Genomic DNA, 23,749 nt, shown 5'->3' on the forward strand with positions numbered 1-23,749 from the left:
GGAGCGAGTTGCGCTGGATTACCGAAGCCTTCCACTGACGATCGACTGTTTGAACCAAAGCGGAGCTTCCCCCGCTGCGGACGAACAGACGTTCCTCACGCAGCGAATTGCAGTCGCGCCAGTTCGCCGTAGAGCCCGCCCGCGTGCAGCAGCTCGGCATGCGTGCCTTGGGCGACGATGCGGCCGGCGTCCATGACGACGATGCGGTCAGCCTTGAGCACGGTGGCGAGACGATGCGCGATGATCAGCGTCGTGCGGCCGTGCATGAGGCGCTCGAAGCCTTGCTGAATCGCGGCTTCCGATTGCGCGTCGAGATTGCTCGTCGCTTCGTCGAGCAGCAGGATCGGCGCGTCTTTCAACAGCGCGCGCGCGATCGCGATGCGTTGCTGCTGGCCGCCGGAGAGGCGCACGCCGCGCTCGCCGAGATAGGTATCGTAGCCTTCCGGCTGCGCGGCGATGAAATCGTGTGCTTCGGCGGTTTTCGCCGCGGCGATCACCGCGTCCTCGTCGGCGTCGACGCAGCCGAAGCGGATATTGTCGCGCGCGCTCGCGCCGAAGATCACCGTGTCCTGCGGCACGAGTGCGATCGCGCCACGCAGCTCGGGCAGCGCCAACTGTTTCAGATCGACACCGTCGATGCGGATCGTGCCGCGCTGCGCGTCGTAGAAACGCAGCAGCAGATGAAACACGGTGCTCTTGCCGGCGCCCGAGGGGCCGACCAGCGCCACGGTCTCGCCCGGTTTCACGCTCAGGCTGAAATCGTGCAGCGTCGGTGCGTCCGGACGCGAGGGGTAGCGGAACTCGACATGCTCGAAGGTGATCTCTCCGCGCAGTGGTTTCATCAACGCGACGGGTTGTGCCGCGGTGCGGATCTCAGGATTCGTCGCGAGCAATTCGCCGATGCGCTCCATCGCACCCGAGGCGCGTGCGATCTCGCTCCACACCTCGGTCAGGCCGCCGATCGAGCCAGCGGCGATCACCGCATAGAACACGAACTGGCTCAATACGCCAACGTCGAGGCGGCCGTCCATCACGCTGCGCGCGCCGCTCCAGAGCACGAGCGTGATCGCGCCGAAGATCAGCAGGATCACGAGCGCGGTCAGGATCGCACGCTGGCCGATGCGTTTTTTCGCCGTCGCGACCGCGCGCGTGATCGCCGTGTCGTAGCGTGCGATCTCGTACGGCTCGCGCGCGTAGGCCTGCACCGCATAGGTCGCGTTGAGCGTTTCGTTGGCGATCGCCGCGGCGTCGGCGATACGGTCCTGGTTGGCGCGCGCAAGCTTCTGCTGGCGCCGACCCATGAGCACGATCGGCGCGATCACCAGCGGGATTACGAGCGCGGCGTAGCCGGCAAGGCGCGGGCTCGTCGCGACCAGCATTGCCGTGCCGCCGAGCGCGGTGACGACGCTGCGCAGGGCGACCGACAGCGACGAGGTCACGACCGTTTGCACGAGTTCGGTGTCGGCGGACAGGCGCGAAGTCAGCTCGCCGACGCGCGTGCGCTCGAAGAAGGTTTGGTCGAGCGTCATCAAGTGCGCGTACAGGCGCTTGCGCAGGTCGGCGACCGTACGCTCGCCGAGCAGGGTGATGCAGAAGTAGCGCGCGGCCGTCGCCAGAGCGAGCACCGCGGCGACGCCGAGCAGGGCGAGGAAGCCCGAATCGATCATCGCCGCGTTGGCGTTGACGAAACCGTGGTCGATCATCACACGTACCGCGATCGGCAAGGTCAGCGTCGCGGCTGAGGATATGGCCAGAAACGCGAGCCAGCCGATCAGTAGGCCGCGGTAGCGGGCGAGGTAGGGCCAGAGCAGCGGCAGCGCGGAGAAACGGCTGTGCTGCTCGCTGCTGGATTCAAGGGATGCGGACACGCGAACGGGCTTGGAGTTCGGGGACTTGACTTGGATGGTGCCGCGGAATCCGAATTCAATCCACCATGCGAACCGAACTGCGGCCGCGTGTCGCATCGGTAACCCAGTGGCGCAGCGCTCCGATGCGTACCGCGGGCAGGGTCAGGCGCAATTCGGCGCCCGAGGCGTCGAAACGCTCGTCAGCGATCGACGCGCCGAACTCGGCCAGGCGCGCATGCAGCAGCGGCAGCGTGGCGAATGGCAGTGCGAAAACGACCTGCGCCATCTCGACCGCTTCCGTTTTCGCCGCCAAACGCAGGCATTCCGCGGCGCAGCCGCCATAGGCGCGCGCGAGGCCGCCCGCGCCGAGCTTGATGCAGCCATACCAGCGCGTGACGACGACAGCGGTGCAGTCCATCTGCTGGCCGTCGATCGCCTGCAGGATCGGCTTGCCGGCGGTGCCGCCCGGCTCGCCGTCATCGTTGAAGCGATATTGTTGGCCGATGCGGTAAGCCCAGCAGTTGTGCGTCGCCGATGCGTCGGCCGCCGCGGTGACGAAGTCCAGCGCCGCATCGGGCGACGAGACATTTGCGGCATTTGCCAAAAATATACTTTTTTTCACTTCCTGGCGCAGCGTCGCCGGCCTGGCGAGGACAAAACGCGTGCCGCTCATTCGAGGCCGCGCAGGTCGGGCGGCACACGGAAATCCGGGTGCTGCGCGCGCAGGTCGGCGAGTGCGTGCCGGGCTGCGTCGCGATGCCCGTCGCGCAACATCGCGCGCACGATTTCGACCCACGCAGCCAGCGGTGGCGGGTCGGGCGGGTAGATGCCGTCGCGCGCCGGCGCTGCGGTCGGGCCGCCGCCGATTTCCCAGTGATAACGCCCCGGCGCGCTTGGTTCGGGCCTGACTACGAACGACGATCCTCCCGCAGTCGCCTTGTCTGCGAAGGCCTGCATCGCGGCGGCGCCATCGGCGCTCGCGCTTTCGCGCAACTCCGGCGCGGGTGCTGCGGCAGCGCGTGCTGCCGAGCGTGCCGTTTCCGCTTCCATCGCCGCGGGTGGCGGCGGCGGAGCGGTTGCGGCGACCGGCGGCGGCGCACTCTTCGCGCGCGGCTGCTCGACCGCGCGCGAAGGGAACGCGGTGGGTTCGGCGCTCCCGGGCGGCGTCGCGGATGCCGGCGCCGCGATCTTCGGCGCAGCGGCGAGTGCGCCGCCCGCGTTGGATTTCGCATCGGTCTTGGCGTTGTCCGCGGCAACGGAGGATTCCGGCTTCGCGGCGACGGTGTTGGGCGTGTGCCGGTATTGCGCGGTTGCATCCACTGGCACCGGCGGCGTTGCGGGCTGCGCTGGCGGTGGCACCGTGGGTGCCGGCATCGGCACGGTGCGTTCGCTTTGAGTGACGCCCGGGGCCGGCGTGTCGGCAACAGCCGCGGTCTCGCGCCTCGGCGGCGCGGTGGGCGGAACCAGACGCCATGCCAAGCCGGCGACGAGCAGGAGCGTCGCCGCGGCGCCGAACGCGGGCAGCCAGCGCTGTACGCGCGAACGCGCCGCCGGTCGCGACGCTTGTGCCGCCGCTTCGCTGGGCATGCGTAGGGCCGACCGCGCCTGGGCACGCACTTGTGCATCGATGGCCGCGTCAGGCTCCGGGTGCGGCAGCTTGCGGTACAGCGCGGCCAGGCGCGAGTCTTGTTCGCGCAGGAAGGCATCGAACTCGGCATCAAAGCCGTGTTCGGGCGGCGTCGTCTGCGAGGGTTTCTTGATGTCGCTCATTCGGCCAGCCTCTCGCGTATTTTGGCGAAGGCGTAACGCAAGCGCGACTTCACCGTTTCGTGGCCTGCGCCGGTCACCTGCGCAATTTCCTCCAGGCTAAGGTTCGATTCCATGCGCAACAGGAAGGCGTTGCGCTGTTCGTCAGGCAATGCCTCGAGTGCGAGCTGCAGGCGCCGGCGCTGTTCGAAATCGCTCAGCACTTCCTCGGGCCGTTCACGCTCGGGCACGTCGAGCAGGCCAAGCACGTGTTCACTCTCGTCCGCGTCGGCTTGCGGCCGCAGACGGCGCTGGTGGTCGACGACGAGATTGTGCGCGATCTGCAACAACCAGGTACTGAATTTCGCTTCGACGCGATAGCGCGCGCGTGCGTGAATCGCCCGGCTCCAGGTGTCCTGGAATAGCTCGTCGGCGACGGCGCGCTCGGGCACGCTGCGCAGGATGAAACGGTAGAGCATGCCCCGCGTGCGTGCGTACAGCGCGTCGAACGCGAGCGCGTCGCCCTGCGCATAGGCGAGCATCAATTCCTCGTCGGTCTTCCCGGTCCCCATTGCCGCGCAGGGTACGACAAAACGTGCACGCGCGGCAGCCGGACTGTGCGCTGCAGCGCCAGATTCGATGTTGACGGCAATGACGGACATGTGCGTTGTAACGCAGAACAAACGCTTTCGGGGTTAGCATCGCTGCCTACAGAATGACGGGCAGGGCGTTTTGACCTGAAGGGATGCCGCATGATCCACGAAATCCTCAAAATGGGTGATCCGCGCCTGCTGCGCGTCGCCAAACCGGTCGAAGCCTTCGATACGCCGGAGCTGCATGCGCTCATCGCCGACATGTTCGAGACGATGCAGGCTGCGGGCGGCGTCGGTCTCGCCGCGCCGCAGATCGGCGTCGACCTGCAGCTCGTCATCTTCGGTTTCGAACGCAGCGAGCGCTATCCCGACGCGCCCGCGGTTCCGCGCACGATCCTGATCAATCCCGAGATCATGCCGCTGTCGCAGGACAAGGAGGAAGGCTGGGAAGGGTGCCTTTCGGTGCCGGGGCTGCGCGGCGCGGTCGAACGTTACTCGCTGATCCGCTATACCGGCTTCGATCCGCAGGGCAGGAAGATCGAGCGCGAGGCCGAAGGTTTTCATGCGCGCGTCGTGCAGCACGAATGCGATCACCTGATCGGCCGGCTCTATCCTTCGCGCATCACTGACTTTTCCAAATTCGGCTTTACCGAAATCCTGTTTCCCGGCCTTAATCCCATTGTGGACGAATAATGGACACCGTGAGGTATCGAAGGGCGAACGGCAATCTAACTCAGACGCTCCGGTAGAGGGTTTCGCTTACCCCAAGCGAGTTGCTGGATGCGCTTCCAATCGCCATCGATCAGTGCCTGTTTCTTGGCGCGACTCCAACCTTTGATCTGTCGCTCCGCTAGCAAAGCTTCATTGCGTGTCTGGAATTCCTGGGAATAGACGAGGTGAACGGGACGGCGGGACGACGTGTAACCAGCACAATCGCCACACGCGTGTTGTGCGATGCGCGTTTCAAGGTTGTCCGTATGGCCGATGTAGAACGAATTGTCTGCGCATCGGAGCATGTAGACCCAAAAACTCATATGGCCCCTGCGTAGTTGGGCCGTTCGTCCTTCGATACCTCAGGACGAACGGAAAGCGAACTCGCGGCGAGTTTATTTATTTGGCTGTCGCTGAGCTGCACTCTGCGCCAGCAGTTCGACGAGATAGTCCTTCCACAACACCGCCCAGGTGTGCGAGCTGTGGCCCCGCGTGGCGTCGCTGATCGGAATGACGACGGCGCGGCCATGCGCGACGTTCTTGATCTCGCGTTCGAGGATGCCGAGTTCCGGCGGGTTGATCTGATCGTCGGCGGAATTGACGGCGAGCAGCGGCGCTTTGATCGTGGCGAGCTTCGGCAGCGGGTTGTAGTTGCGCGAGGCGTCGATCTGGTAGAGGCAGTCGTTGGCGTCGTCTTCCTTCATCAGCGTGGCGATGCGGTCCTCGAGATACTTGTCGGCCGCCTCGCGCGTCGGATAGTCCTTCTGCCACTGCAGCGGCACCGAGCCCATGATCATGAGGATGTGCAGCGCGTCGGCGAGGCCGCGAGGCTGCTTCGTGTAGTCGCCGTTGTTCCATTCCGGATCATTGCGGATCGCGTCCATGAACATGCGCCGGAACATGCGGTTGCGCCCGGCGATTTCCACCGGCAGCGAAGCGAGCGGCATCAGTGCATCCATGAAGTCCGGATAGGTCTCGCCCCAGACCCAGGTATGCATGCCGCCCATCGAAGTGCCCATGACCAGGCGCAGGTGATCGACCTGGAGCTTCTCGGTCAATAACCGATAGTCGGCCTTGACCATGTCGTCGTAGTCGTAATGCGGAAACTTCATGCGCAGGCCGTCGCTCGGCTTGCTCGACTTGCCGTGGCCGATGCCGTCGGGCAGCACGATGAAATATTTCGCCGCGTCGAGCGGCTGGCTCGGGCCGAACAACTGACCGGCGAAGCGGTCGCTGATGAACTGCGCGCCCGTGCCGCCGGTGCCGTGCATGATCAGCACCGCGTTGTCGACATGGCCCTTGCGATCGCGATGAATTTTGCCGAGTGTGCGGTAGTGCAGACGCAGTTCGGCCAGCGTCTCGCCGCTGGCAAAGCGGAAGTCCTTGATGTCGAAATCGCCTTCGCTCGGCGTCGGCCATGTCTGCGCATGCGCGGACGCGCAAAGTACGAACGCGAAGAGGGCCGGCAGAGTGAGCAGGTATTTGCGAAACATGGCGTGCCCGGTCGACGGATGACGCGGCAGTTTGCAACAAACGGGCGATTTTGTCTCACGGTGCCGGTCGAGTTATCGTCGTGCAATGAGCGATTCCCGATCCGATCGGTACCCGAGCGGCATTTCGCAAAAGATCGTTATTGCGCTGATTCTTGTTTGGCTGAGCTGGGCCGCGTTCGCCCTGCTGCGCGAGATGTGAAGATGAAACTGCAGTCCGGTGTGGCCGAGTTCGGGCAATTGCGCGACGGCATTCACCGCGCAGTCCGCCCCGACGGCGGGCGCATATTCGTGAAAGTGCGTCACGACATGCCCGCCGACTTCTTTCTTGCCGAAGCGCGCGGACTGGCGGTGTTGTCGTCGGCGCCCTTGCGCGTGCCCGATGTGATCTCGGTGTGGGAACACGGCATTGCGCTCGAAGATCTCGGTCGTGGGCGTGCGTCCGCGCGCGATTGGGAAAACGCCGGGCGCGGCTTGGCCGATTTGCATTGCAGTGCAGGCGAACGCTTCGGTTTGGATAGCCGGGGATGGTGCGGCGACAGCACGCAGGACAACACGCCCGATGAGGATGGCTTCCATTTCTTCGCCGAACGCCGCTTGTTAGCGCAGGGCCGCCGCGCTTTCGACCGCGGTCTGCTCGAACACGACGATATGCGCCAGCTTGAATCGATCTGCGCGCGTTTGTGCGAAATGTTGCCGAAACAACCGCCGGTGCGCGTCCATGGCGATCTCTGGATGGGCAATGTGCATGCCTGCGCCAACGGCGAACTCGCTTTGATCGACGGTGGCGCCGTGCACTACGGCTGGGCCGAAGTCGATCTCGCAATGCTGACGCTGTTCGGCGAACCGCCAGCCTCGTTCTTCTGCGCCTATGAAACCGCCGCGAAGATCGACAAGGCGTGGCGCGAGCGCGCTGCGCTGCTCAATCTGTACCACCTGCTCAATCACCTCAACCTGTTCGGCGCGAGCTATCTCGGCGGCGTGCGCACGGTGCTTCGGCGCTATTCGTGATCGATCTTCGGTTTTCGCTTGCGAGGTTTAACTTCCTGCCGCAGACCGATCTCACCGTCGGCAAGGCGCGCGATGAGATGCGCGGACTTTGCCGCCACGGCGACGCTGCGCAGCACCTCGCCGCTGTCGCGATCGAGCAGGATCGCATAGCCGCGCTGCAAGGTGGCGAGCGGGCTGACTGCATTGAGCGTACGTGCGAGTTCGACGAGGTGCTGCTTGCGCCGGTCCAGGCGTCGGTCGATTGCCGAGTGCAGGCGCTGCGTCAGCGCGGCAAGCTGCTCGTCGCGCCGCGCGAGGCGGATCAGCGGATGTTGCGCCTGCAGGCGCGCACGCAGATGGGCCAGGCGTTCGCCGCCGCGCTGCAGGCGTGCACGCGGATGTTGCGCGCGCAGGCGTGTCCAGGCGTGGTCGAGGCGTTGCGCGGCGTTCTGCAGGCGGCGCAACATCAGCGTTTCGAGGCGCGCTTCCTCGCGCTGCAGGTTGCGCAGGATCGCGGCGCCGTCGGGCACGAGGATTTCCGCCGCGGCCGATGGCGTCGGCGCGCGCAGGTCGGCGGCGAAGTCGGCGATGGTGAAATCGACCTCGTGGCCGACCGCGCTTACGACCGGGATCGCGCTCGCGCGGATCGCGCGCGCGACGCCTTCGTCGTTGAACGCCCACAAGTCTTCGAGCGAACCGCCACCGCGCGTGAGCAGCAACACGTCGTGGCGCCGCGCCGCCGATGCGGCATTCAGCGCAGTAACGATGGCGGGCGGCGCTTCCTTGCCTTGCACCGGTACCGGAATCACCTCGACGTCGACGAGCGGGAAACGCCGCGACAGCACGCTGAGCACGTCGCGGACCGCAGCGCCGGTGGCCGACGTGATCACCCCGATGCGCCGCGGCAGTTTCGGCAGCGCACGTTTTTTCGCCGTATCGAACAGGCCTTCGGCGGCGAGCTTCGCTTTCAGTTGCTCGAATGCGCGCAGCAACGCGCCTTCGCCGGCTTCTTCGAGATGCTCGACGATGAGCTGGAACTCGCCGCGCGCCTCGTACAGGCTCACGCGCACTCGCGCGAGCACGCGCGTGCCGTCGGCAGGGCGGAAGCGCAGCAGCATCGCGCGGTTCTTGAACATCGCGCAGCGGATCTGCGCCTGCGCGTCTTTCAGGCTGAAGTAGAGGTGCCCGGAGGCGGGGCGCGAGAAGTTCGAGATTTCGCCCTCGACCCAGATCAGCGGAAACGTGTCCTCGAGCAGGTCGCGGGCGAGGCGCACGAGCTGGCTCGGGGAAAAGATTTCGCGTTCGGGGGCGGCGTCGGAAAAAAGTTCGGACATGAAGGAAACTACAAAAATTGTCATTCCGGCAGGGACTGCCGACTGCGATTGTAGGAACAATCGCGCACAGCGAAGCCTGACCACAGGTTGAGCCGCAGGATGCGGCGAATCAATCCAGGCGCCAAGGATGGCAGACCTGGAGTTATCAGTGCGTAACGGTCTTTGCGAAATCGCATCCACGCAGTCTGGATTCCAGCAACCCCTGCCGGAATGGCGTTACTTTGACGGCGAGCTCGCTTTGCTTTCAGGCGCTTTCCGATCGCGCCGCAGTTTCCGCCAACGCAACAGCAGGCTTGCGCCGACCCATGCGGCAAGCAGAGCCAGCGGCCACGCGATGATGCGCGGCCAGATCGCCGCCGCCGTGGCGATGACGATCAGCAGCAGCGCGGCTGGTGGCAACAGACCGGCCTCGGCGCTGCCGAGCGCGCGCCGGTCATCGATCGCCGCACCGACAGTGTTGACCAGGCGCAGCGTGCCCGCGGCGGCGCGGCTCGAACTGCCGCGGCCGCCGCGCGCCTGATGCACCCGTCTGCGCGTGCGCGCGGGTCGCAGGCGCTCGTCGAGCACCACCTCGGTCGCGTTGTCCAAATCGCACAGATATTGCTCCGCGAGTTGCGCGGCGAATACCTCGTTCTCGACAGCGACATCGATTTCGCAATTGGTCAGCCAACTGGCGAGATTGAGATTGCTCGAACCCACGCGTGCCCAGCGCCCGTCGGCGACCGCGGTCTTGGCGTGGATCATCGAGCCGTTCCATTCGTATACTTTTACCCCGGCTTCGAGCAACGGCCGGTAGCCGGCGTGCGAGAGGCGCGCGACGAAAGCGAGGTCGCTCGCACCGGGCACGAGCAGGCGCACGTCGACACCGTCGAGCGCGGCCGCGCGCAGGGCCTGCACGTAGGGCGCGACGCCGACGAAATAGGCATCGGTCAGCCACAGCGTCTTGCGCGCCATCGCGGCGATGTACAGATCGCTGCGATAGACGCTCGCATGTGCCGGTTCGGTAGCGATGACGCGCAGGTCGATTTCCCCGCACGCTGCGGGCACCGCATTGTCGATATCGATTGCAGCGCCGAGGCTGGCCCAGGTGGTCTTGAACGCGTGCTCGAGGTCGGCGCAGGCGGGGCCGCGGATCGCGACGCCGGTATCGCGCCATGGCGCGATGCCTCGCGCCGGATCGCCCAGCCACTTCTGCGACAGGCAGATGCCGGAGACGAAACCGATCGCGCCGTCGACGACAAGCAGCTTGCGGTGGTCGCGGCCGAGCCAGCCGAATGGGCTGTCGAGCCGCGGCGGATTGAACACGCGCACCTCGCCGCCGGCATCGAGCAGCGGACGCCAGAATGCCGCTCGCGTTTTGCCGAGACAGCCGAGCCAGTCGCGAATCACCGCGACGCGCACGCCGGCGGCCGCGCGCCCGGCGAGCGCATCGCGAAACGCGCGCCCGACTTCGTCGTCGCGGATGATGTAGTTCTCGAGGAACACGCTGCTGCGCGCCGTACGGATCGCGGCGAGCCAGGCATCGAAATTCGCGCGGCCGTCGATCAGCAATTCGACCGCATTGCCCGCGACCGGCTCGACTCCGGTGGCGCGGTCCAGCGCCTGCGCCGCGAGCATGCGTGCAGAGCCGATGCGCGGCGGATCGGGGTGGGGCGTGGTCGAATCCGGAGTGAACATGAAGCGCCGAAGCTACCGCACGGCGCGGCGGTAGGCGAACAGGCACGGCAAGGTCAGCGTGTGGCGCGGTTTCATCTTCCCTCCGCGGAGTGGATGAAAACGTTCAACCTGTGCGGCGTGCCGTTGCAGCCTCGTCGCCGAGGGCGCGCAGGTACTGGCGGTCGAATGCAGCGAGCTGGCTCTCGAGGTCCGAATACGGGCCAGGTTCCCAAGCCTGAGAAGTAACGCCCAGGTGCGCGTTGGAGCAGAGTTCCCAGTCCTGGCGGTTGGTCAGGTCCCAGAACTCGACCGCGGGCGCGGGATCGAAGCCCGGCGCGGCGATCGCGTCGGGATGGAACAGCCATTCGCAGACGACGCGCGTGCGGTTCTTCGCCAGCGGCAGTGCGCGATGCATCATCACGTAATCCGGATGGAACGAGAGGAAGCCGCTCGGGAACAGGCTGTAATAGTATACTTTTCCGCGTTCGGCTTCGGTGATGCCGGGCAGCGCGGGCGCGCAGCGCTCGCCGCCCATCGTCATGCTGCCGTCGCGGTTGCTCATCCACATTGGTCCGCCGAGCACCGGGCCCTCGTCGAGGTCGTTCTCGGAATTGCGGAACGGGGTGAGCTTGTTCAGGTGCGGATGCGCGAGCGGGCAGTGGTAGCACTCGCTGAAGTTGTGGAAGATCAGTTTCCAGTTCGCATCGACCTCGTAGACCTTGCGCGCGGCCGCGCGCAGCTCCGGCGTGCGCCACTGCTGGAAGCGTTCCGCAAGGCCGGGCAGCGCTTCGGCGAATGGTTGCGGGTTGGGTGACAGGTTGACGAACAGAAAGCCTTGCCAGCTTTCCAACGCGGCCTGGTGCAACGGATAGTTGGCCGGGTCGAAGCCGGGAACCTCGCTCATCGTCGGCACGTTGCGCAATGCGCCGTCGAGGCCGAACGTCCAGGCGTGGTAAGGGCACTGGATCGCCTTGCCGAGCGTGCCCTGCGCCTCGCGGCAGAGCTTGCTGCCGCGGTGGCGGCAGTGATTGTGGAACGCGCGCAGTTCGCCGTCTTGGTCTCGCAGGACGATCACGCTTTCGCTGCCGAGTTCGAACAGGAAATAGCTGCCGGGCTGTTCGAGCTGCGAAACGTGGCCGGCGAGCATCCATGAGCGGTAGAAGATCTTCTCGTGCTCGGCGCGCCAGATCTCGTCGGAGACAAAATAGTCGCGCCCCAGGGTGTGCTGGCCGAAGGACGTGCGTGATTTCATGGCTGCGGTCCGGGTGGTGATGAGCGTGAGCTAACTGCATCGTTCGCGACCGATGCGGTGCCTTCATCAGCGCATCCTACAATACTGCTGCCGCGGTGTGTCAGCAGGGCGTCGCTCGCGGCGACTCGTGCCATCGCGCTGGTTTACACTTGCGGATCGCACATTCGCCCGCACCTTGCTTGCATGTCCGCCGACCGTTTCCAACTCGTCTCGCCGTTCCAGCCCGCCGGCGACCAGCCCGAAGCGATCCGTCGCCTCGTCAACGGCTTCAACGACGGCCTCGCGCACCAGACCCTGCTCGGCGTCACCGGCTCGGGCAAGACCTTCACGATCGCGAACGTCGTGCAACAGGTGCAGAAGCCCACGATCGTGCTGGCGCCGAACAAGACTCTGGCCGCGCAGCTCTACGGCGAGTTCAAGGAGTTCTTCCCGCACAACGCGGTCGAGTACTTCGTCAGCTACTACGACTATTACCAGCCCGAGGCCTACGTCGTGGCCAGCGACACGTACATAGAGAAGGATTCGTCGATCAACGAGCACATCGAGCAGATGCGCCTGTCGGCGACGAAGGCGCTGTTGTCGCGGCCCGATTCGCTGATCGTGGCGACCGTGTCGGCGATCTACGGTCTCGGCGATCCCGAGGATTATCTGTCGATGCGTCTGATCCTCGCGCGCGGCGAACGCGTCGACCAGCGCGAGCTGATCCGCCATTTGACCGAACTGCAGTACGAGCGCGGCGATTACGAGCTGCACCGCGGTTCGTTCCGCGTGCGCGGCGACGTGGTCGACGTGTTCCCGGCCGAGAGTGAATTCGATGCGATGCGCATCGAGCTGTTCGACGGCGAAGTCGAGAACATTTCGGTATTCGACCCGCTGACTGGCGCGATTCTGCGCAAGGTGCCGCGCTGCGTGATTTATCCCGCCACGCACTACGTCACCACGCGCAAGCGCGTGCTCGACGCGATCGAGACGATCAAGCCGGAGCTCAAGGAACGCCTCGATCAACTGTACAAGGCGAACAAGCTCGTCGAGGCGCAGCGCCTGCAGCAGCGCACGCAGTACGACCTCGAAATGATGGCCGAGATCGGTTTCTGCAACGGCATCGAGAACTACTCGCGCCACTTCACCGGACGCAAGCCGGGCGAGCCGCCGCCGACCCTGTTCGACTATCTGCCGCCGGACTCGCTGCTCGTCATCGACGAGTCGCACGTCACCGTGCCGCAGCTTGGTGCGATGTACAAGGGCGATCGCTCGCGCAAGGAGAATCTGGTCGAGTACGGCTTCCGCCTGCCGTCGGCGCTGGACAACCGGCCGCTCAAGTTCGACGAATTCGTCGCGCGCGAGCCGCGCACGATCTATGTGTCGGCGACCCCAGCCGACTACGAAGTCAACCATTCGGAGGGCAACGTGGTCGAGCTCGTCGTGCGTCCGACCGGGTTGATCGATCCGGAAGTCGAGATTCGCCCGGTGCGCACCCAGGTCGACGATCTGCTCGGCGAGATCCATGCGCGCGTGAAGATCGGCGACCGCGTGCTCGTGACCACGCTGACCAAGCGCATGTCGGAAAACCTGACCGATTACCTCGAAGAGCACGGCGTGCGCGTGCGCTACCTGCACTCGGACATCGAGACGGTCGAGCGCGTCGAGATCCTGCGCGACCTGCGCCTCGGCAAGTTCGACGTGCTGGTCGGCATCAACTTGTTGCGCGAAGGCCTGGACATGCCTGAGGTATCGCTCGTGGCGATTCTCGACGCGGACAAGGAAGGCTACCTGCGCTCGACGCGGTCGCTGATCCAGACGATCGGCCGCGCCGCGCGCAACCTGCGCGGCAAGGCGATTCTCTACGCCGACCGCATCACCGACTCGATGAAGCGCGCGCTCGATGAAACCGACCGGCGCCGGCAGAAGCAGATCGACTACAACCTCGAGCACGGCATCACGCCGAAGTCGGTGGTGAAGAAGATCGCCGACATCATGGAAGGCGCGCGCCACGATGCCGAGGCCGAACGCGCCGTCAGGCGAACCAAATCGGGCGCACTGCGCGTGGCTGAAGAATCCGTCGACTATTCCGTGCTGGCGCCCGACCAGCTCGCGGCCAAGCTCAAGAAGCTTGAAGCGCAGATGTACAAACTCGCCCAGGACCTGCAGTTCGAGGAAGCCGCGCGCGTGCGCGACGAGTTGCAGCGCGTGAAGGCGCTGGGTCTGCTGAGTTGATCCACGCCCGGCGCGCAGCGTCGTGCTGCGCGCCGGCCGGAAAATCCCCTCTCAACACAGGGCAGTCGAGAAGGGCAGGGCTCCCCCTTTTACGGACTCGCTTTGCGCTGCGTGCGCACGGCGGCTGCGCCGCACAGCGCAAGCAGCGCGATCAAGGCGGCGAGACTGCGAGGATCGAACATCGGTGCCGGTATCGCCGACTGCGGTGCGACTGCGGCGAGGCTCGGCCCGCCCGCATCGATGATCGTGCCGTTGACGCTGAGATCGTCGTCGCCGAGGCCGCCGTCGGCGATCGTGAACGTGGCCACGTGGCCGCCCAGCGATAGGCTGTTCGCCGCGCCGAGCGTGTACCAATGATCGCTGGCCTGGCCCGGAGTGGGGCCGTACTTCCAGTACTGCACGCCGGCGGCGAACGCGGTCGGGAAGGTCACGGTCAGGGCGACGCTACCCGTGCAGCCGCTGGCCTGGAACTGGAACAGGCCGTCGGGGAAGCTGACGCCGGGCGGCAGCGAGCCGGACGCTGCGACGAATGCGGGACTGACCAGCGAGCAGGACGGGCCGCCACCGGAAAGCACCGCGGTCGCGCTGCCGCTGCCGGTCGCGGTCGGGCCGGTGAACGTCGTCACCGGGCACGCTGCCGTCGTCAAGCTCAGGTCGCCGCCATGACCGCTGCCGTTCGTGTTGTTCGCGTCGACGCGGAAGTGATAAGTCGTGGCACAGGTGAGGCCGCTGAGCGTGGCCGAAACCGCCGTGCCGACGGCGTTCGCGGGCAGCGACGCGGGCGTCGCTGCAATCGTGCTGCCGTAGCTCGCGTCCGGGCCGTAAGCGAACGACACCGTCGTCGCCGCACCGTTGGCGTTGACCGTGCCATTGATTGTCGCCGAGGTCGTACCTATCGCGGTCGCCGCGAGACTGGTTGCGGTCGGCGCCTGTGAGGCGCATGCCGAGGTCGTGAACGTCAGGTCGCCGCCGTAGACCGGGCCACCGTTGCCGTTGTCGGCCTTGACCCGGAAATGGTAGAGCTGGTTGCAGCTCAGACTGCTGACGACGGCGGATGCCGCCGCATTGCTGGCGTTGGCGGCAAGCGGGCTTTGCGCAGCGGCTGCGTTGGAGCCGTACGCGGTCGTCGTGCCATAGTCGAAGCTGACCGTGGTCGCCGCGCCATTGGCGCTGACCGTGGCATTGAGCGTCGCCGACGTCGCCGTGACTGCACTCGCGGCATCGGTTGTCGCGCTGGGCGGCTGCGCCGCACAAGCTGCCGTGGTGAAGGTCTGATCGGTGCCGTAGACCGGGCCGCCGCTGCCGTTGTCGGTGTTGACGCGGAAATGGTAGAGCTGGTTGCAGCTCAGGCTGCTGACGCTGGCGGACACGGCTGCATTGCTCGCGTTCGCGGCGAGCGGGCTCTGTGCGGCCACCACGTTGGAGCCATACGCATTGGTCGTGCCGTAATCGAAACTGACCGTGGTCGCGGTACCGTTGGCGCTGACCGTGCCGTTGAGCGTTGCCGAGGTCGCCGTGATGGCGCTCGCGGCGTCAGTCGTCGCGCTGGGGGGCTGCACCGGACAGGTGCTGGTCGTGAATGTCGCATCGTTACCGTGGATCGTCCCTCCGGTGCCGTTGTTAGCGTCGACGCGGAAGTGGTACTGCGTACCGCAGCTTAGGCTGCTCAGTGCCGCGGTCACCGCTGCGTTGGCCGGCGATCCCGCCGCCAAGGGCGACTGCGCAGCTGCGGCGGACAACCCGTAGGACGTCGTCGTGCCGTACTCGAAGGTTACCGTTGTCTGCGCGCCGTTCGCACTGACCGTGCCGTTCAGCGTCGCGCCAGTCGTGGTAATCGAACCGGCACTGCCGGTGTTGGCGGTCGGCGGCGTGCCGGGGCAGGCCGCGGTCGTGAACTGCTGGTCGGTGCCGTTGATCGTGCCGCCGACACCATTGTTTGCATTGGCGCGGAAGTGGTAGGTCGTGGCGCAGGTCAGGCCACCCAGCGTGTAGGTGACCGGCGCGCCGGACGCGCCGCTGCTCAGCGGGCTCTGCGCCGCCGTGGCCGGACTGCCGGCGCCGCCATAGCTCGATGTCAGGCCGAAGTCGAACGTAACCGTGGTCGCGGCGCCGTTGGCGCTGACCGTGCCGTTGAGCACCGCCGACGTGGTCGAGATGCCCGATGCGGGATCGGTCACCACGCTCGGCGAGGAGGCCGCGCAGCTCGCGGTCGAGAAGGTGGTGTCGGTGCCGTGCACCGTACCGCCCGTGTTCGTCGCGTTGACGCGGAAGTGGTACGTCGTGCCGCAAGTCAGGCCGGCCAGCGCAAAGGTCACCGGCGCGTTGCTGCCGGACCCGGCCGCGAGCGGGCTCTGCGCCGCCGTGCCCGGGCTGCCGCTGCCACCGTACGCTGCGGTCGGGCCATAGTCGAAAGTGACCGTGGTCGAAGCGCCGTTCGCGCTGACCAGGCCGTTGAGCGTCGCGCTCGTGGCAGCCACTGCGCTCGCCGCACTCGTTATCGCGTTCGGCGGCGGCTGCACGCAGGCGCCGGTAGTGAACTGCAGGTCGCCGCCGTTGATCGTGCCGCCGACGCCGTTGTTCGCGTTGGCGCGGAAATGGTAAGTCGTGTTGCAGACGAGTCCGCTCAGCGTGAGCGAGACCGCCGCACCGCTCGCGCCGGAACTGAGCGGACTCTGCGCCGCGGCCGCGGGACTGCCGATCGCGCCGTAGGCCGTCGTCGTGCCGAAGTCGAACGTGACAGCGGCGATCGCACCGTTGGCGCTGACCGTGCCGTTCAACGTCGCAGCGGTGGCGCTGATGCCGCTCGCCGCGACGCTCGTCACCGTCGGCGCAATCGGTGCGCAGACCGCGGTGGTGAAGCTCAGATCGCTGCCGTGGATCGTCGTGGCCCCGTCGTTGATCGCGTTGACGCGGAAGTGATAGGTCGTGTTGCAGGTCAGCCCGCTCAGCACGTACGAGACCGGGCTGCTGATCGAGCCGCTGCTCAGCGGACTCTGTGTTGCCGTAACGTTGGTGCCATAGCTTGCAGTGGTGCCGTAGTCGAACGACACCGTCGTGGTCGCGCCGTTGGCGCTGACCGTGCCGTTGAGCGTGGCGCCGGTTGCACTGATCGCGCTCGCGGCGATCGTCACCGCGGTCGGCAGCGAGACCGCGCAGGGCGCCGTCGTGAACGTCAGGTCGTTGCCTAGGGTCAGGCCGTTGCTGTTCAGCGCTTCGGCGCGGAAATGGTAGGTCGTGCCGCAGCTGAGGCCGCTGAGGATGTTGCCGACGACCGCGACATTGCTTTGCGCCGCCGTCACCGTGGCCGGCGAGCCGTTGATGCTGCTGCCATAGGCGACGGTCGGGCCATACTCGAACGAGGTGCCTGAGTCGGCGCCGTTGGCGCTGATCGTGGCGTTGAGCGTTGCCGTCGTCGTGGTGATTGCGCTGGCGGCGACGGTGACTACGGTCGGTGCCGCGCCGGGGACCGAGGCGACGTTGGAAAACTCCGAGGTGTTGTTGACCGGGCAGGAAGACAGGATGACGCCGAGATCGCCGATGAAGCACTTCAAGTTGTCTTTCCAATCGCCCGTGACGGCCGCCGCGTTGGTCAGCGGGGTGACGTCGGTCGCGGTCATGATGATGTAGCCACCGCCGGTGCTGGCCGGCAGCGTCACCGTGCAAACGCCGCCGCTGCAAGCCGCGCTGTCGGCAGGGTAGCTGGCGGCGGGGTAGATGCTTGGGTCGCTCGAGATCGACTGTTCGCCGATGAAGGTCATGCCGGTCGCGGTATTGTCGTCGGCCGTGTCGATGCGGAAGAAGTCCATGCGGAACTGCGCCGGGCCGTGGGTCGCGATCGTCCATTGCAGCGTCGTGCTGCCGCCGCTCGACGAAGGCGCGAGCGAGCCGCTGCATTTGCCCGTGTCGGCCGGACCCGCGCAGATCACCGGCTGCGCCTGGTCGAAGTTGGCGTAGCTGTAGCTCGGGCCGAGGTATTCGCCGTGCAGCGAGTTGGCTGCATCCTCGGCATAGTCGAGATCGATGCCGACGCCATCGTGGCCGAACTGCAGCGGCGGCTGAGTGGTCGCATTGTGGTAGACGAGATTGCGCTGCGAAGCGTTGCTCCAGCCGTTGGTGAAGTTGCCGTTGCGAATCTTGATGCCGTTGCGCCCATTGCCGGCGACGGTGTTGAAATCGGTGCTGCCGCTGCCGCCGATCGTGGTCGAATTGGCCGCGTCGATGTGGATGCCGTCGACGCCGTTGCCGATACTGAGATTGCCGCTCAGCATCGGGTCGACGCCGATCGAGTTGCCGAGGATGCTGGTCGCGCTCGTTGCGCTGCCGCTGACGACGATGCCATGGCGCGCGTTGCCGGCGATCACGTTGCCGTCGGTGGCGCCGCTGCCGCCGATCTTGATGCCAGAGACCGTGATGATGATGCCGTCGCCCTTGTTGCCGTAGGCGGTCGTCGCGACCGGCGTGCCGGCGGGGAACTCGGGAATGCCGATGCGGTTGCCGAGCAACTTGATGCCCTGGCTTGGAGAAGTGACGACGATGCCGCCATTGCTGCCGAGCAGATCGGGGAACGCATTGTTGTTCGCGCCTTGGTTATCGGCGATCACGTTGGCGGGGCCGATGACCAGGGCGACGCCGCTCGGATTGGCGTGCCCGCTCGTGGCCGGATACGTGCTGACGTAGATACCGCTGAGCCCGTTGCCGACGTGCATGCCGTTCACGGTTGGCAGACCAATGCGGTTGCCCATGATCCAGTTCGGCAGGAACACATCGCTGTCGACCTCGATGCCGTGCTGTGCATTGCCGCTGATCGTGTTGCCGGAAATCAGATTGCCGAACGAGCCGCCGATGAAACGCACGCCACTGCCGCCGTTGGCGATCGCCGTATTGCCGGTCGGATCGGTACCGATGAAGTTGCCGGAAACGATGGTCGCGGCGAGGTTCCGACTGGAGATGGTGATGCCGTTCTGCATGTTGCCCGAGATCACGTTGCCGGTGATCAGGTTCGGGCTCAGCGAGGACAGCGCGGTGAGCAAGGTCGACTTGAAGGTCGCGACCTGCGTTTCGTCGACCGGCTGCGCCGGCAGGTTGTTGTAGAGGTCCAGCAGAGGTTGGGTGCCGATAATGCTGTCGTCGTAGACCGCCGAGGCCGACAGGTAGATGCCGTCCTGAGTGTTCGGGAACGCCACGGTGCCAGTCGAGCTGACGCCGATATAGTTGTTGGTGAAGGTGTAGCTATGGCCATTGGCCGAGATGCCGTAGCCACCGCAATTACCGATGACCATGTTCGCGATCGTCGAGCCGGTCGCTCCGCTGCCGTGATTGAGCGCGACGGTGCCCGAGTCGGTGAGGTTGAAGCAGCCGTGGCCGCTGCCGTTGAGGACCGTGCGCGTGATCGGGGTGCCGGTGATGGTGATCGGGGCCATCACCGTGTCCAAAGCGCCGTTCACGATCGTGACGGTGATGCCCGGATTGAACGTGATCGTATGCGAGCCGCTCAGGTTGTTGCTCAGCTCGATCGCCGCGCGCAGGCTGCAGAATCCCGTCGTCGTGATACTGCCGGGTCCGGTGACCTCATGGCAGCCGCTGGTGTCGCCGGCCTTTTGCGGGCCGTCCGTACCGGTCGTGACGACCCACGAGCCGGCGAAAGCAGACGACGTGCAGAGCGCGAGCAGGGTGGCCAGCGCCGATGCAAACGGCGCGAACGATACGCGGCCGACGCGTGGATGCTTTGGATTAACGGATGTCATAGCGATTTTCCGGGATTGCGATCGCGTAGCAAGACGCGGAAACCCGGCAAAACGGATCACGGCTCGGCGATGGGTTGGCCACCCGGATCGGTCAGTCGGTGACGAAGGCTTCGACCCAGCTATTCATCAAGTCTGCGCGCATGCAACCGGTCGAAGGCTCGTCCGCAGGAATCCGGGCGGTTCAGAAGAATTGCTTGACTGAATTCTATATTTCCATATTATTGGAAATATGAAAACAGAAATGGCCATTGCCGCACTGGCTGCACTCGCCCAGGAAAGTCGCCTGGCGATTTTTCGCTACCTCGTCGAAGCCGGGCCGGCGGGCTCGACCGTGGGCTCCATCGCCGATGCCCTCGACCTGCCGGCGGCCACGCTGTCCTTTCATCTCAAGGAATTGACGCGGGCCGCGTTGCTCGACAGCCAGCAGGAAGGGCGCTTCATCCGCTACGCAGCCAACTTCGCCACGATGAATGATCTGATCGGCTACCTGACTGAGAACTGCTGCGGCGGCCAACCCGAATTGTGCGGCCCGGTCTGTTCGCCATCCACTTCTTCCACAAAAACGATCCGCAAGAGGATTCCCGCATGAAGCGCTTCCATGTCCACGTTGCCGTTTCCGACCTCGACCAAAGCATCGGTTTCTATTCGACATTGTTCGGCGCGGCGCCGAACGTGTGCAAATCCGACTACGCCAAGTGGATGCTCGATGATCCGCGAATCAACTTCGCGATATCCAGGCGTGCGGAAAATTTTGGCGTCAATCATCTCGGCATGCAGGTCGAATCCAAGGATGAGTTGGATGCCATGCGCGACCAGCTTCAGCGCGCGGACCGCGGGCTCATCGAAGAGGCGGGCGCGCAATGCTGTTATGCGCAATCGGACAAATACTGGATCACCGATCCGCAAGGAGTGGCATGGGAAACATTCCATTCGCTCGGTGAAATACCGATCTATGGCGACGACGATGGAACGAGGAAGAACGCCGCCGCCTGCTGTACGCCGCAAGTGCAGCCGCAGCCTGCGGCAGCCTGTTGCAAATGACGCGCCGCGCTGCGCTTGTCGCCGAGCTCGCCGGCACCGCCGCGCTGCTGGCCATTGTGGTCGGCTCCGGCATCATGGGCGAACGTCTGGCTATGGGTAACGCAGCCGTGGCCTTGCTCGCCAATTCGCTCGCGACCGGTGCTGGCCTGTTCGTGCTGATCTCGACGCTTGCACCGATTTCCGGTGCCCACTTCAACCCGGCGGTGTCCTGCCTGTTCTGCTGGCGCGGCGAGTTGTCGAAGGGCGATCTTGTCGCATACATCGCGATGCAGGTCACCGGCGCGGTTCTGGGAGTATGGCTTGCCCATGCCATGTTCGACCTGCCCATTCTCCAAGCCGGCGCCAAGGTGCGAACTGGAACCGGTCAATGGACGAGCGAAGCGGTCGCGACGCTTGGGTTGCTCGCGACGATCCTGCTCGGTCTCAAGGCGAATACAAAATCGGTGCCCGCATTCGTGGCCTGTTACATCACTGCGGCGTATTGGTTCACGGCATCCACTTCGTTCGCCAATCCCGCCGTCACGATTGCGCGTTCCTTGACCGATACCTTTGCCGGCATCCGCTGGCTGGATATGCCGGGTTTCATCGCGGCACAGGCGGCGGCGACATTGTTCGTCATTGCGATGTTGAAACTGAATTCCGCGACGAAGAGCGCGGAAAACGAAATTTCCACTACGGTGGGATCATTGCCATGAACGATCGCATCTTCAATGTTCTCTTTCTTTGCACGGGCAACTCGGCCCGTTCCATCCTTGCCGAAAGCATCCTGGCCAGGGACGGTGCGGAGCATTTCCGTGCATTCTCCGCCGGCAGCCAGCCGAAGGGAGAGGTGAACCCCTTGGCCATCGAGACGCTGCGCAAGATGGGCTACCCGGTCGATGGGTTGCGCTCGAAAAGTTGGGACGAGTTCGAGCAGCCCGACGCGCCGAAAATGGATTTCGTCATCACCGTATGCGACAACGCGGCGGGTGAAGTTTGCCCGATTTGGCCGGGGCATCCGATCAGGGCACATTGGGGCATCGAAGACCCCGCAGCCGCAACAGGCACGCACATCGAAAAGCTTGCCGCGTTCGCAACCGCTTTTCGTTATCTCAAGAACCGCATATCCCTGTTCGCCGCGCTGCCGATTGCGAAGCTGGAAGCATCCATGCTTGTCGACAAGGTGGCCGATATTGGCCGCAGCGAAGGAGCATCGATCGGCGCCGGTTGAGACCGACCGCGGAGCGGCGACTGAACGCCTTCTTCGATTCGCGGCGCAAAAAAAAACCGCGCAAAGCGCGGTTCCTGTCATGTCGTTGCGTGATATCGGAGGGCTACGAAGTGGTGGGCAGTACAGGGATCGAACCTGTGACCCCCACCATGTCAAGGTGATGCTCTACCGCTGAGCTAACTGCCCACTTCGTAGGGAGCGGAGGGAGCCGCTTCCGGAAACCGCTGAAAACCTTGTCTGTCCGACATCGACGCCAAGGTAGTGCTCCATCGCCGAGCCGACTCCCCACTACCGCAGAAGGCGGCGATGGCGCCTTCAAGGGGGCGCAAGAATAGCGGAAGCAGCCTGCTTCGGCAACCTTTTCCGCCGTTTCCGCGGCAGCGCTTAGCCGGCCTTCTTCAACGCGACGACCGAGTTGAGTCCGCCGAACGCGAACGAGTTGCTCAGCACCGCGTTCACCGCCTTCTCGCGCGCGACGTTTGGCACGTAGTCGAGGTCGCAGGCCGGGTCGGGGTCGATGAAGTTGGCGGTCGGCGGCAGGATGCCGTGCCGCAGCGCGCCGATCGCGGCAACGAGCTCGATCGCGCCGGCCGCGCCGAGCGCATGGCCGTGCATCGATTTGGTCGACGACACCGCGAGTGCATCGGCATGCGCGCCGAATGCGCGGCGGATCGCCTTGCTCTCGGTCGGGTCGTTGGCGGGCGTCGCCGTTCCGTGCGCGTTGATGTAGCCGATGTCCTCGGGGTTGAGGCCGGCATCGACGAGCGCGTTCTGCATCGCGCGCGCGACGGTGACTTCGGAAGGAAACACCATGTCGGCGGCGTCGGCGGTCATGCCGCTGCCGGCGAATTCGGCGAGGATCGTCGCGCCGCGCGCCTTGGCGTGTTCCCATGCCTCGAACACGAAGATGCCCGCGCCTTCGCCGAGCACCATGCCGCGGCGCTGCTTGCAGAACGGCCGGCAGGTGTCGTCGGCGGTGACGCGCATCGCCTCCCAGGCCTTCATTGTGGTCACGGTGACGCAGGCCTCGGTGCCGCCGGTGACGGCGAAGTCGACCTTGCCGCTGCGGATCATGTCTGCGGCCTGGCTCATCGCGTGGTTGGCCGAGGCGCAGGCGCTGACGACGGCGAACGTGGGGCCAGTCAATCCGTATTCGATGCCGATGTGACAGGCGGGCGCATTCGCCATGACGCGCAGGATCGTGAGCGGATGCACCCGCGGATTCTTGTCGCCGTAGAAGCGCTTCGACTGCTCGTTGTGTGTGCCTTCGCCGCCGATGCCGCTGCCGATGATGCAGGCGCTGCGTTCGCCGCGGCCGTCGACACGGAAGTCGAGGCCCGATTGGGCGACCGCTTCGCGCGCGGCGATCAGCGCGAACTGCGAGACGCGGTCGAGCAACGGCAGTTTTTTGTTGTCGATATGCGCTGCCGGATCGAAACCATGCACTTCCGCGGCGATCTTGACGTTCAACTGCTCGGTCGGGATCGTCTCGATCGGGCCGATGCCCGAGCGGCCTTCGCTCAGCGCGGCCCAGGTGGCGGCGGCGGAATGGCCGAGCGCGGTGATTGCGCCCATGCCGGTGATGGCGACACGTCTTGGATTGCTCACGTTGGAATTCTTTGCGGCGGCGATCAGCCCTGCGCCGCGGGCGCATCGCCTGCGGGTTTCTCCGCGACGAGCTTTTCGACCGCCTCGACAAGGCCGCGTACCGATTCGGTGTCGAAATTCGGATCGCGGTCGGGCATCGTGATCTTGAAGTGGTCTTCGATCTCGAAAATGATCTGCACGGCGTCGAGCGAGGCGATTTCGAGGTCCTTGAGGGTCGAATCGAGCGTGATCTTGCTCACGTCGATGTTCGCTTCCTTGGCGATGATGCCGAAGACGGCGTCCTGGACTTGGCTCATGAGAAGGTCTCCGTTGT

At 65.3% G+C, this 23,749-nt stretch carries 19 protein-coding genes and 1 tRNA gene; 7 read left to right on the plus strand and 13 right to left on the minus strand.

What is annotated here, in order from left to right; genetic code table 11:
* Nucleotides 1-95 precede the first annotated feature (95 nt).
* Genes F455_RS0118605 through F455_RS0118620 form a run of 4 tightly spaced genes read right to left on the minus strand, consistent with a single transcriptional unit; the run spans nucleotide 96 to nucleotide 4,165 of the window.
* Nucleotides 96-1,868 carry an ABC transporter transmembrane domain-containing protein gene (locus F455_RS0118605; protein WP_033410614.1) on the minus strand — a complete coding sequence of 591 codons (1,773 nt, stop codon included), beginning with the start codon at nucleotides 1,866-1,868 and terminating at the stop codon, nucleotides 96-98.
* A gap of 55 nt (nucleotides 1,869-1,923) precedes the next feature.
* A complete protein-coding gene (locus F455_RS0118610; RefSeq protein ID WP_018974832.1) occupies nucleotides 1,924-2,520 on the minus strand; it encodes an IMPACT family protein in 597 nt (198 codons plus the stop codon).
* Entirely contained in the window at nucleotides 2,517-3,617 is a 1,101-nt protein-coding gene (locus F455_RS0118615) for a hypothetical protein (RefSeq protein WP_018974833.1), read from the minus strand. Before F455_RS0118615 ends, F455_RS0118610 begins: the two co-directional genes overlap by 4 nt.
* Nucleotides 3,614-4,165 (minus strand): RNA polymerase sigma factor, encoded by a 552-nt coding sequence (locus F455_RS0118620; protein WP_026293534.1) that lies wholly within the window; start codon nucleotides 4,163-4,165, stop codon nucleotides 3,614-3,616. The genes F455_RS0118615 and F455_RS0118620 overlap by 4 nt, the downstream gene beginning before the upstream one ends.
* A 180-nt stretch (nucleotides 4,166-4,345) precedes the next feature.
* Here F455_RS0118620 and def point away from each other — a divergent pair, with 180 nt between their 5' ends.
* On the plus strand, nucleotides 4,346-4,879 hold the full coding sequence (gene def / locus F455_RS0118625; RefSeq protein ID WP_018974835.1) for a peptide deformylase: 534 nt from the start codon (nucleotides 4,346-4,348) through the stop codon (nucleotides 4,877-4,879).
* A gap of 35 nt (nucleotides 4,880-4,914) precedes the next feature.
* Here the strand turns inward: def and F455_RS22730 are convergent, their stop codons facing one another.
* Both F455_RS22730 and F455_RS0118630 read right to left on the minus strand, forming a co-directional pair.
* Complete coding sequence (locus F455_RS22730; RefSeq protein WP_083919032.1) at nucleotides 4,915-5,220, minus strand: GIY-YIG nuclease family protein; 306 nt, start codon at nucleotides 5,218-5,220, stop codon at nucleotides 4,915-4,917.
* A 72-nt stretch (nucleotides 5,221-5,292) separates the two neighbouring features.
* Nucleotides 5,293-6,390, minus strand: a complete 1,098-nt coding sequence (locus tag F455_RS0118630; protein ID WP_018974836.1) for an alpha/beta fold hydrolase — start codon at nucleotides 6,388-6,390, stop codon at nucleotides 5,293-5,295.
* A gap of 201 nt (nucleotides 6,391-6,591) precedes the next feature.
* On the opposite strand from F455_RS0118630, the gene F455_RS21450 reads away from it, so the two are divergent.
* Nucleotides 6,592-7,398 (plus strand): fructosamine kinase family protein, encoded by an 807-nt coding sequence (locus F455_RS21450; RefSeq protein WP_051084250.1) that lies wholly within the window; start codon nucleotides 6,592-6,594, stop codon nucleotides 7,396-7,398.
* On the opposite strand, the gene xseA is transcribed toward F455_RS21450, so the two are convergent.
* From xseA to F455_RS0118655, 3 genes are all read right to left on the minus strand, one after another.
* A complete protein-coding gene (gene xseA, locus F455_RS0118645) occupies nucleotides 7,389-8,711 on the minus strand; it encodes an exodeoxyribonuclease VII large subunit (RefSeq protein WP_018974839.1) in 1,323 nt (440 codons plus the stop codon). The genes F455_RS21450 and xseA overlap by 10 nt on opposite strands.
* A gap of 216 nt (nucleotides 8,712-8,927) precedes the next feature.
* Complete coding sequence (locus F455_RS0118650; RefSeq protein ID WP_018974840.1) at nucleotides 8,928-10,388, minus strand: phospholipase D-like domain-containing protein; 1,461 nt, start codon at nucleotides 10,386-10,388, stop codon at nucleotides 8,928-8,930.
* A 103-nt stretch (nucleotides 10,389-10,491) separates the two neighbouring features.
* On the minus strand, nucleotides 10,492-11,619 hold the full coding sequence (locus F455_RS0118655; protein WP_018974841.1) for an aromatic ring-hydroxylating oxygenase subunit alpha: 1,128 nt from the start codon (nucleotides 11,617-11,619) through the stop codon (nucleotides 10,492-10,494).
* A gap of 183 nt (nucleotides 11,620-11,802) precedes the next feature.
* Between F455_RS0118655 and uvrB the strand changes: the two genes are divergently transcribed.
* Nucleotides 11,803-13,833 carry an excinuclease ABC subunit UvrB gene (gene uvrB, locus F455_RS0118660; RefSeq protein WP_018974842.1) on the plus strand — a complete coding sequence of 677 codons (2,031 nt, stop codon included), beginning with the start codon at nucleotides 11,803-11,805 and terminating at the stop codon, nucleotides 13,831-13,833.
* Nucleotides 13,834-13,922: 89 nt separating this feature from the next.
* On the opposite strand, the gene F455_RS0118665 is transcribed toward uvrB, so the two are convergent.
* Complete coding sequence (locus tag F455_RS0118665) at nucleotides 13,923-19,577, minus strand: beta strand repeat-containing protein (protein ID WP_020684107.1); 5,655 nt, start codon at nucleotides 19,575-19,577, stop codon at nucleotides 13,923-13,925.
* Nucleotides 19,578-19,806: 229 nt separating this feature from the next.
* Here F455_RS0118665 and F455_RS0118675 point away from each other — a divergent pair, with 229 nt between their 5' ends.
* The 4 genes from F455_RS0118675 to F455_RS0118690 are packed head-to-tail and all read left to right on the plus strand — an operon-like array spanning nucleotide 19,807 to nucleotide 21,828.
* Nucleotides 19,807-20,166: an ArsR/SmtB family transcription factor gene (locus F455_RS0118675; RefSeq protein ID WP_018974844.1), complete on the plus strand. Its 360-nt coding sequence runs from the start codon at nucleotides 19,807-19,809 to the stop codon at nucleotides 20,164-20,166.
* Entirely contained in the window at nucleotides 20,163-20,618 is a 456-nt protein-coding gene (locus tag F455_RS0118680) for an ArsI/CadI family heavy metal resistance metalloenzyme (RefSeq protein WP_018974845.1), read from the plus strand. The genes F455_RS0118675 and F455_RS0118680 overlap by 4 nt, the downstream gene beginning before the upstream one ends.
* Nucleotides 20,615-21,313 (plus strand): aquaporin, encoded by a 699-nt coding sequence (locus F455_RS21455; RefSeq protein ID WP_018974846.1) that lies wholly within the window; start codon nucleotides 20,615-20,617, stop codon nucleotides 21,311-21,313. Before F455_RS0118680 ends, F455_RS21455 begins: the two co-directional genes overlap by 4 nt.
* Nucleotides 21,310-21,828, plus strand: a complete 519-nt coding sequence (locus F455_RS0118690; protein WP_018974847.1) for an arsenate reductase ArsC — start codon at nucleotides 21,310-21,312, stop codon at nucleotides 21,826-21,828. Before F455_RS21455 ends, F455_RS0118690 begins: the two co-directional genes overlap by 4 nt.
* Nucleotides 21,829-21,939: 111 nt before the next feature.
* On the opposite strand, the gene F455_RS0118695 is transcribed toward F455_RS0118690, so the two are convergent.
* From F455_RS0118695 to F455_RS0118705, 3 genes are all read right to left on the minus strand, one after another.
* A tRNA-Val gene (locus F455_RS0118695) sits at nucleotides 21,940-22,014 on the minus strand.
* A 198-nt stretch (nucleotides 22,015-22,212) separates the two neighbouring features.
* A complete protein-coding gene (locus tag F455_RS0118700; protein ID WP_026293536.1) occupies nucleotides 22,213-23,436 on the minus strand; it encodes a beta-ketoacyl-[acyl-carrier-protein] synthase family protein in 1,224 nt (407 codons plus the stop codon).
* Between the two features lie 23 nt (nucleotides 23,437-23,459).
* A complete protein-coding gene (locus F455_RS0118705; RefSeq protein ID WP_018974849.1) occupies nucleotides 23,460-23,732 on the minus strand; it encodes an acyl carrier protein in 273 nt (90 codons plus the stop codon).
* Nucleotides 23,733-23,749 lie beyond the last annotated feature (17 nt).

The organism is Rudaea cellulosilytica DSM 22992 (assembly GCF_000378125.1).
Taxonomy (GTDB): Bacteria; Pseudomonadota; Gammaproteobacteria; order Xanthomonadales; family Rhodanobacteraceae; genus Rudaea; species Rudaea cellulosilytica.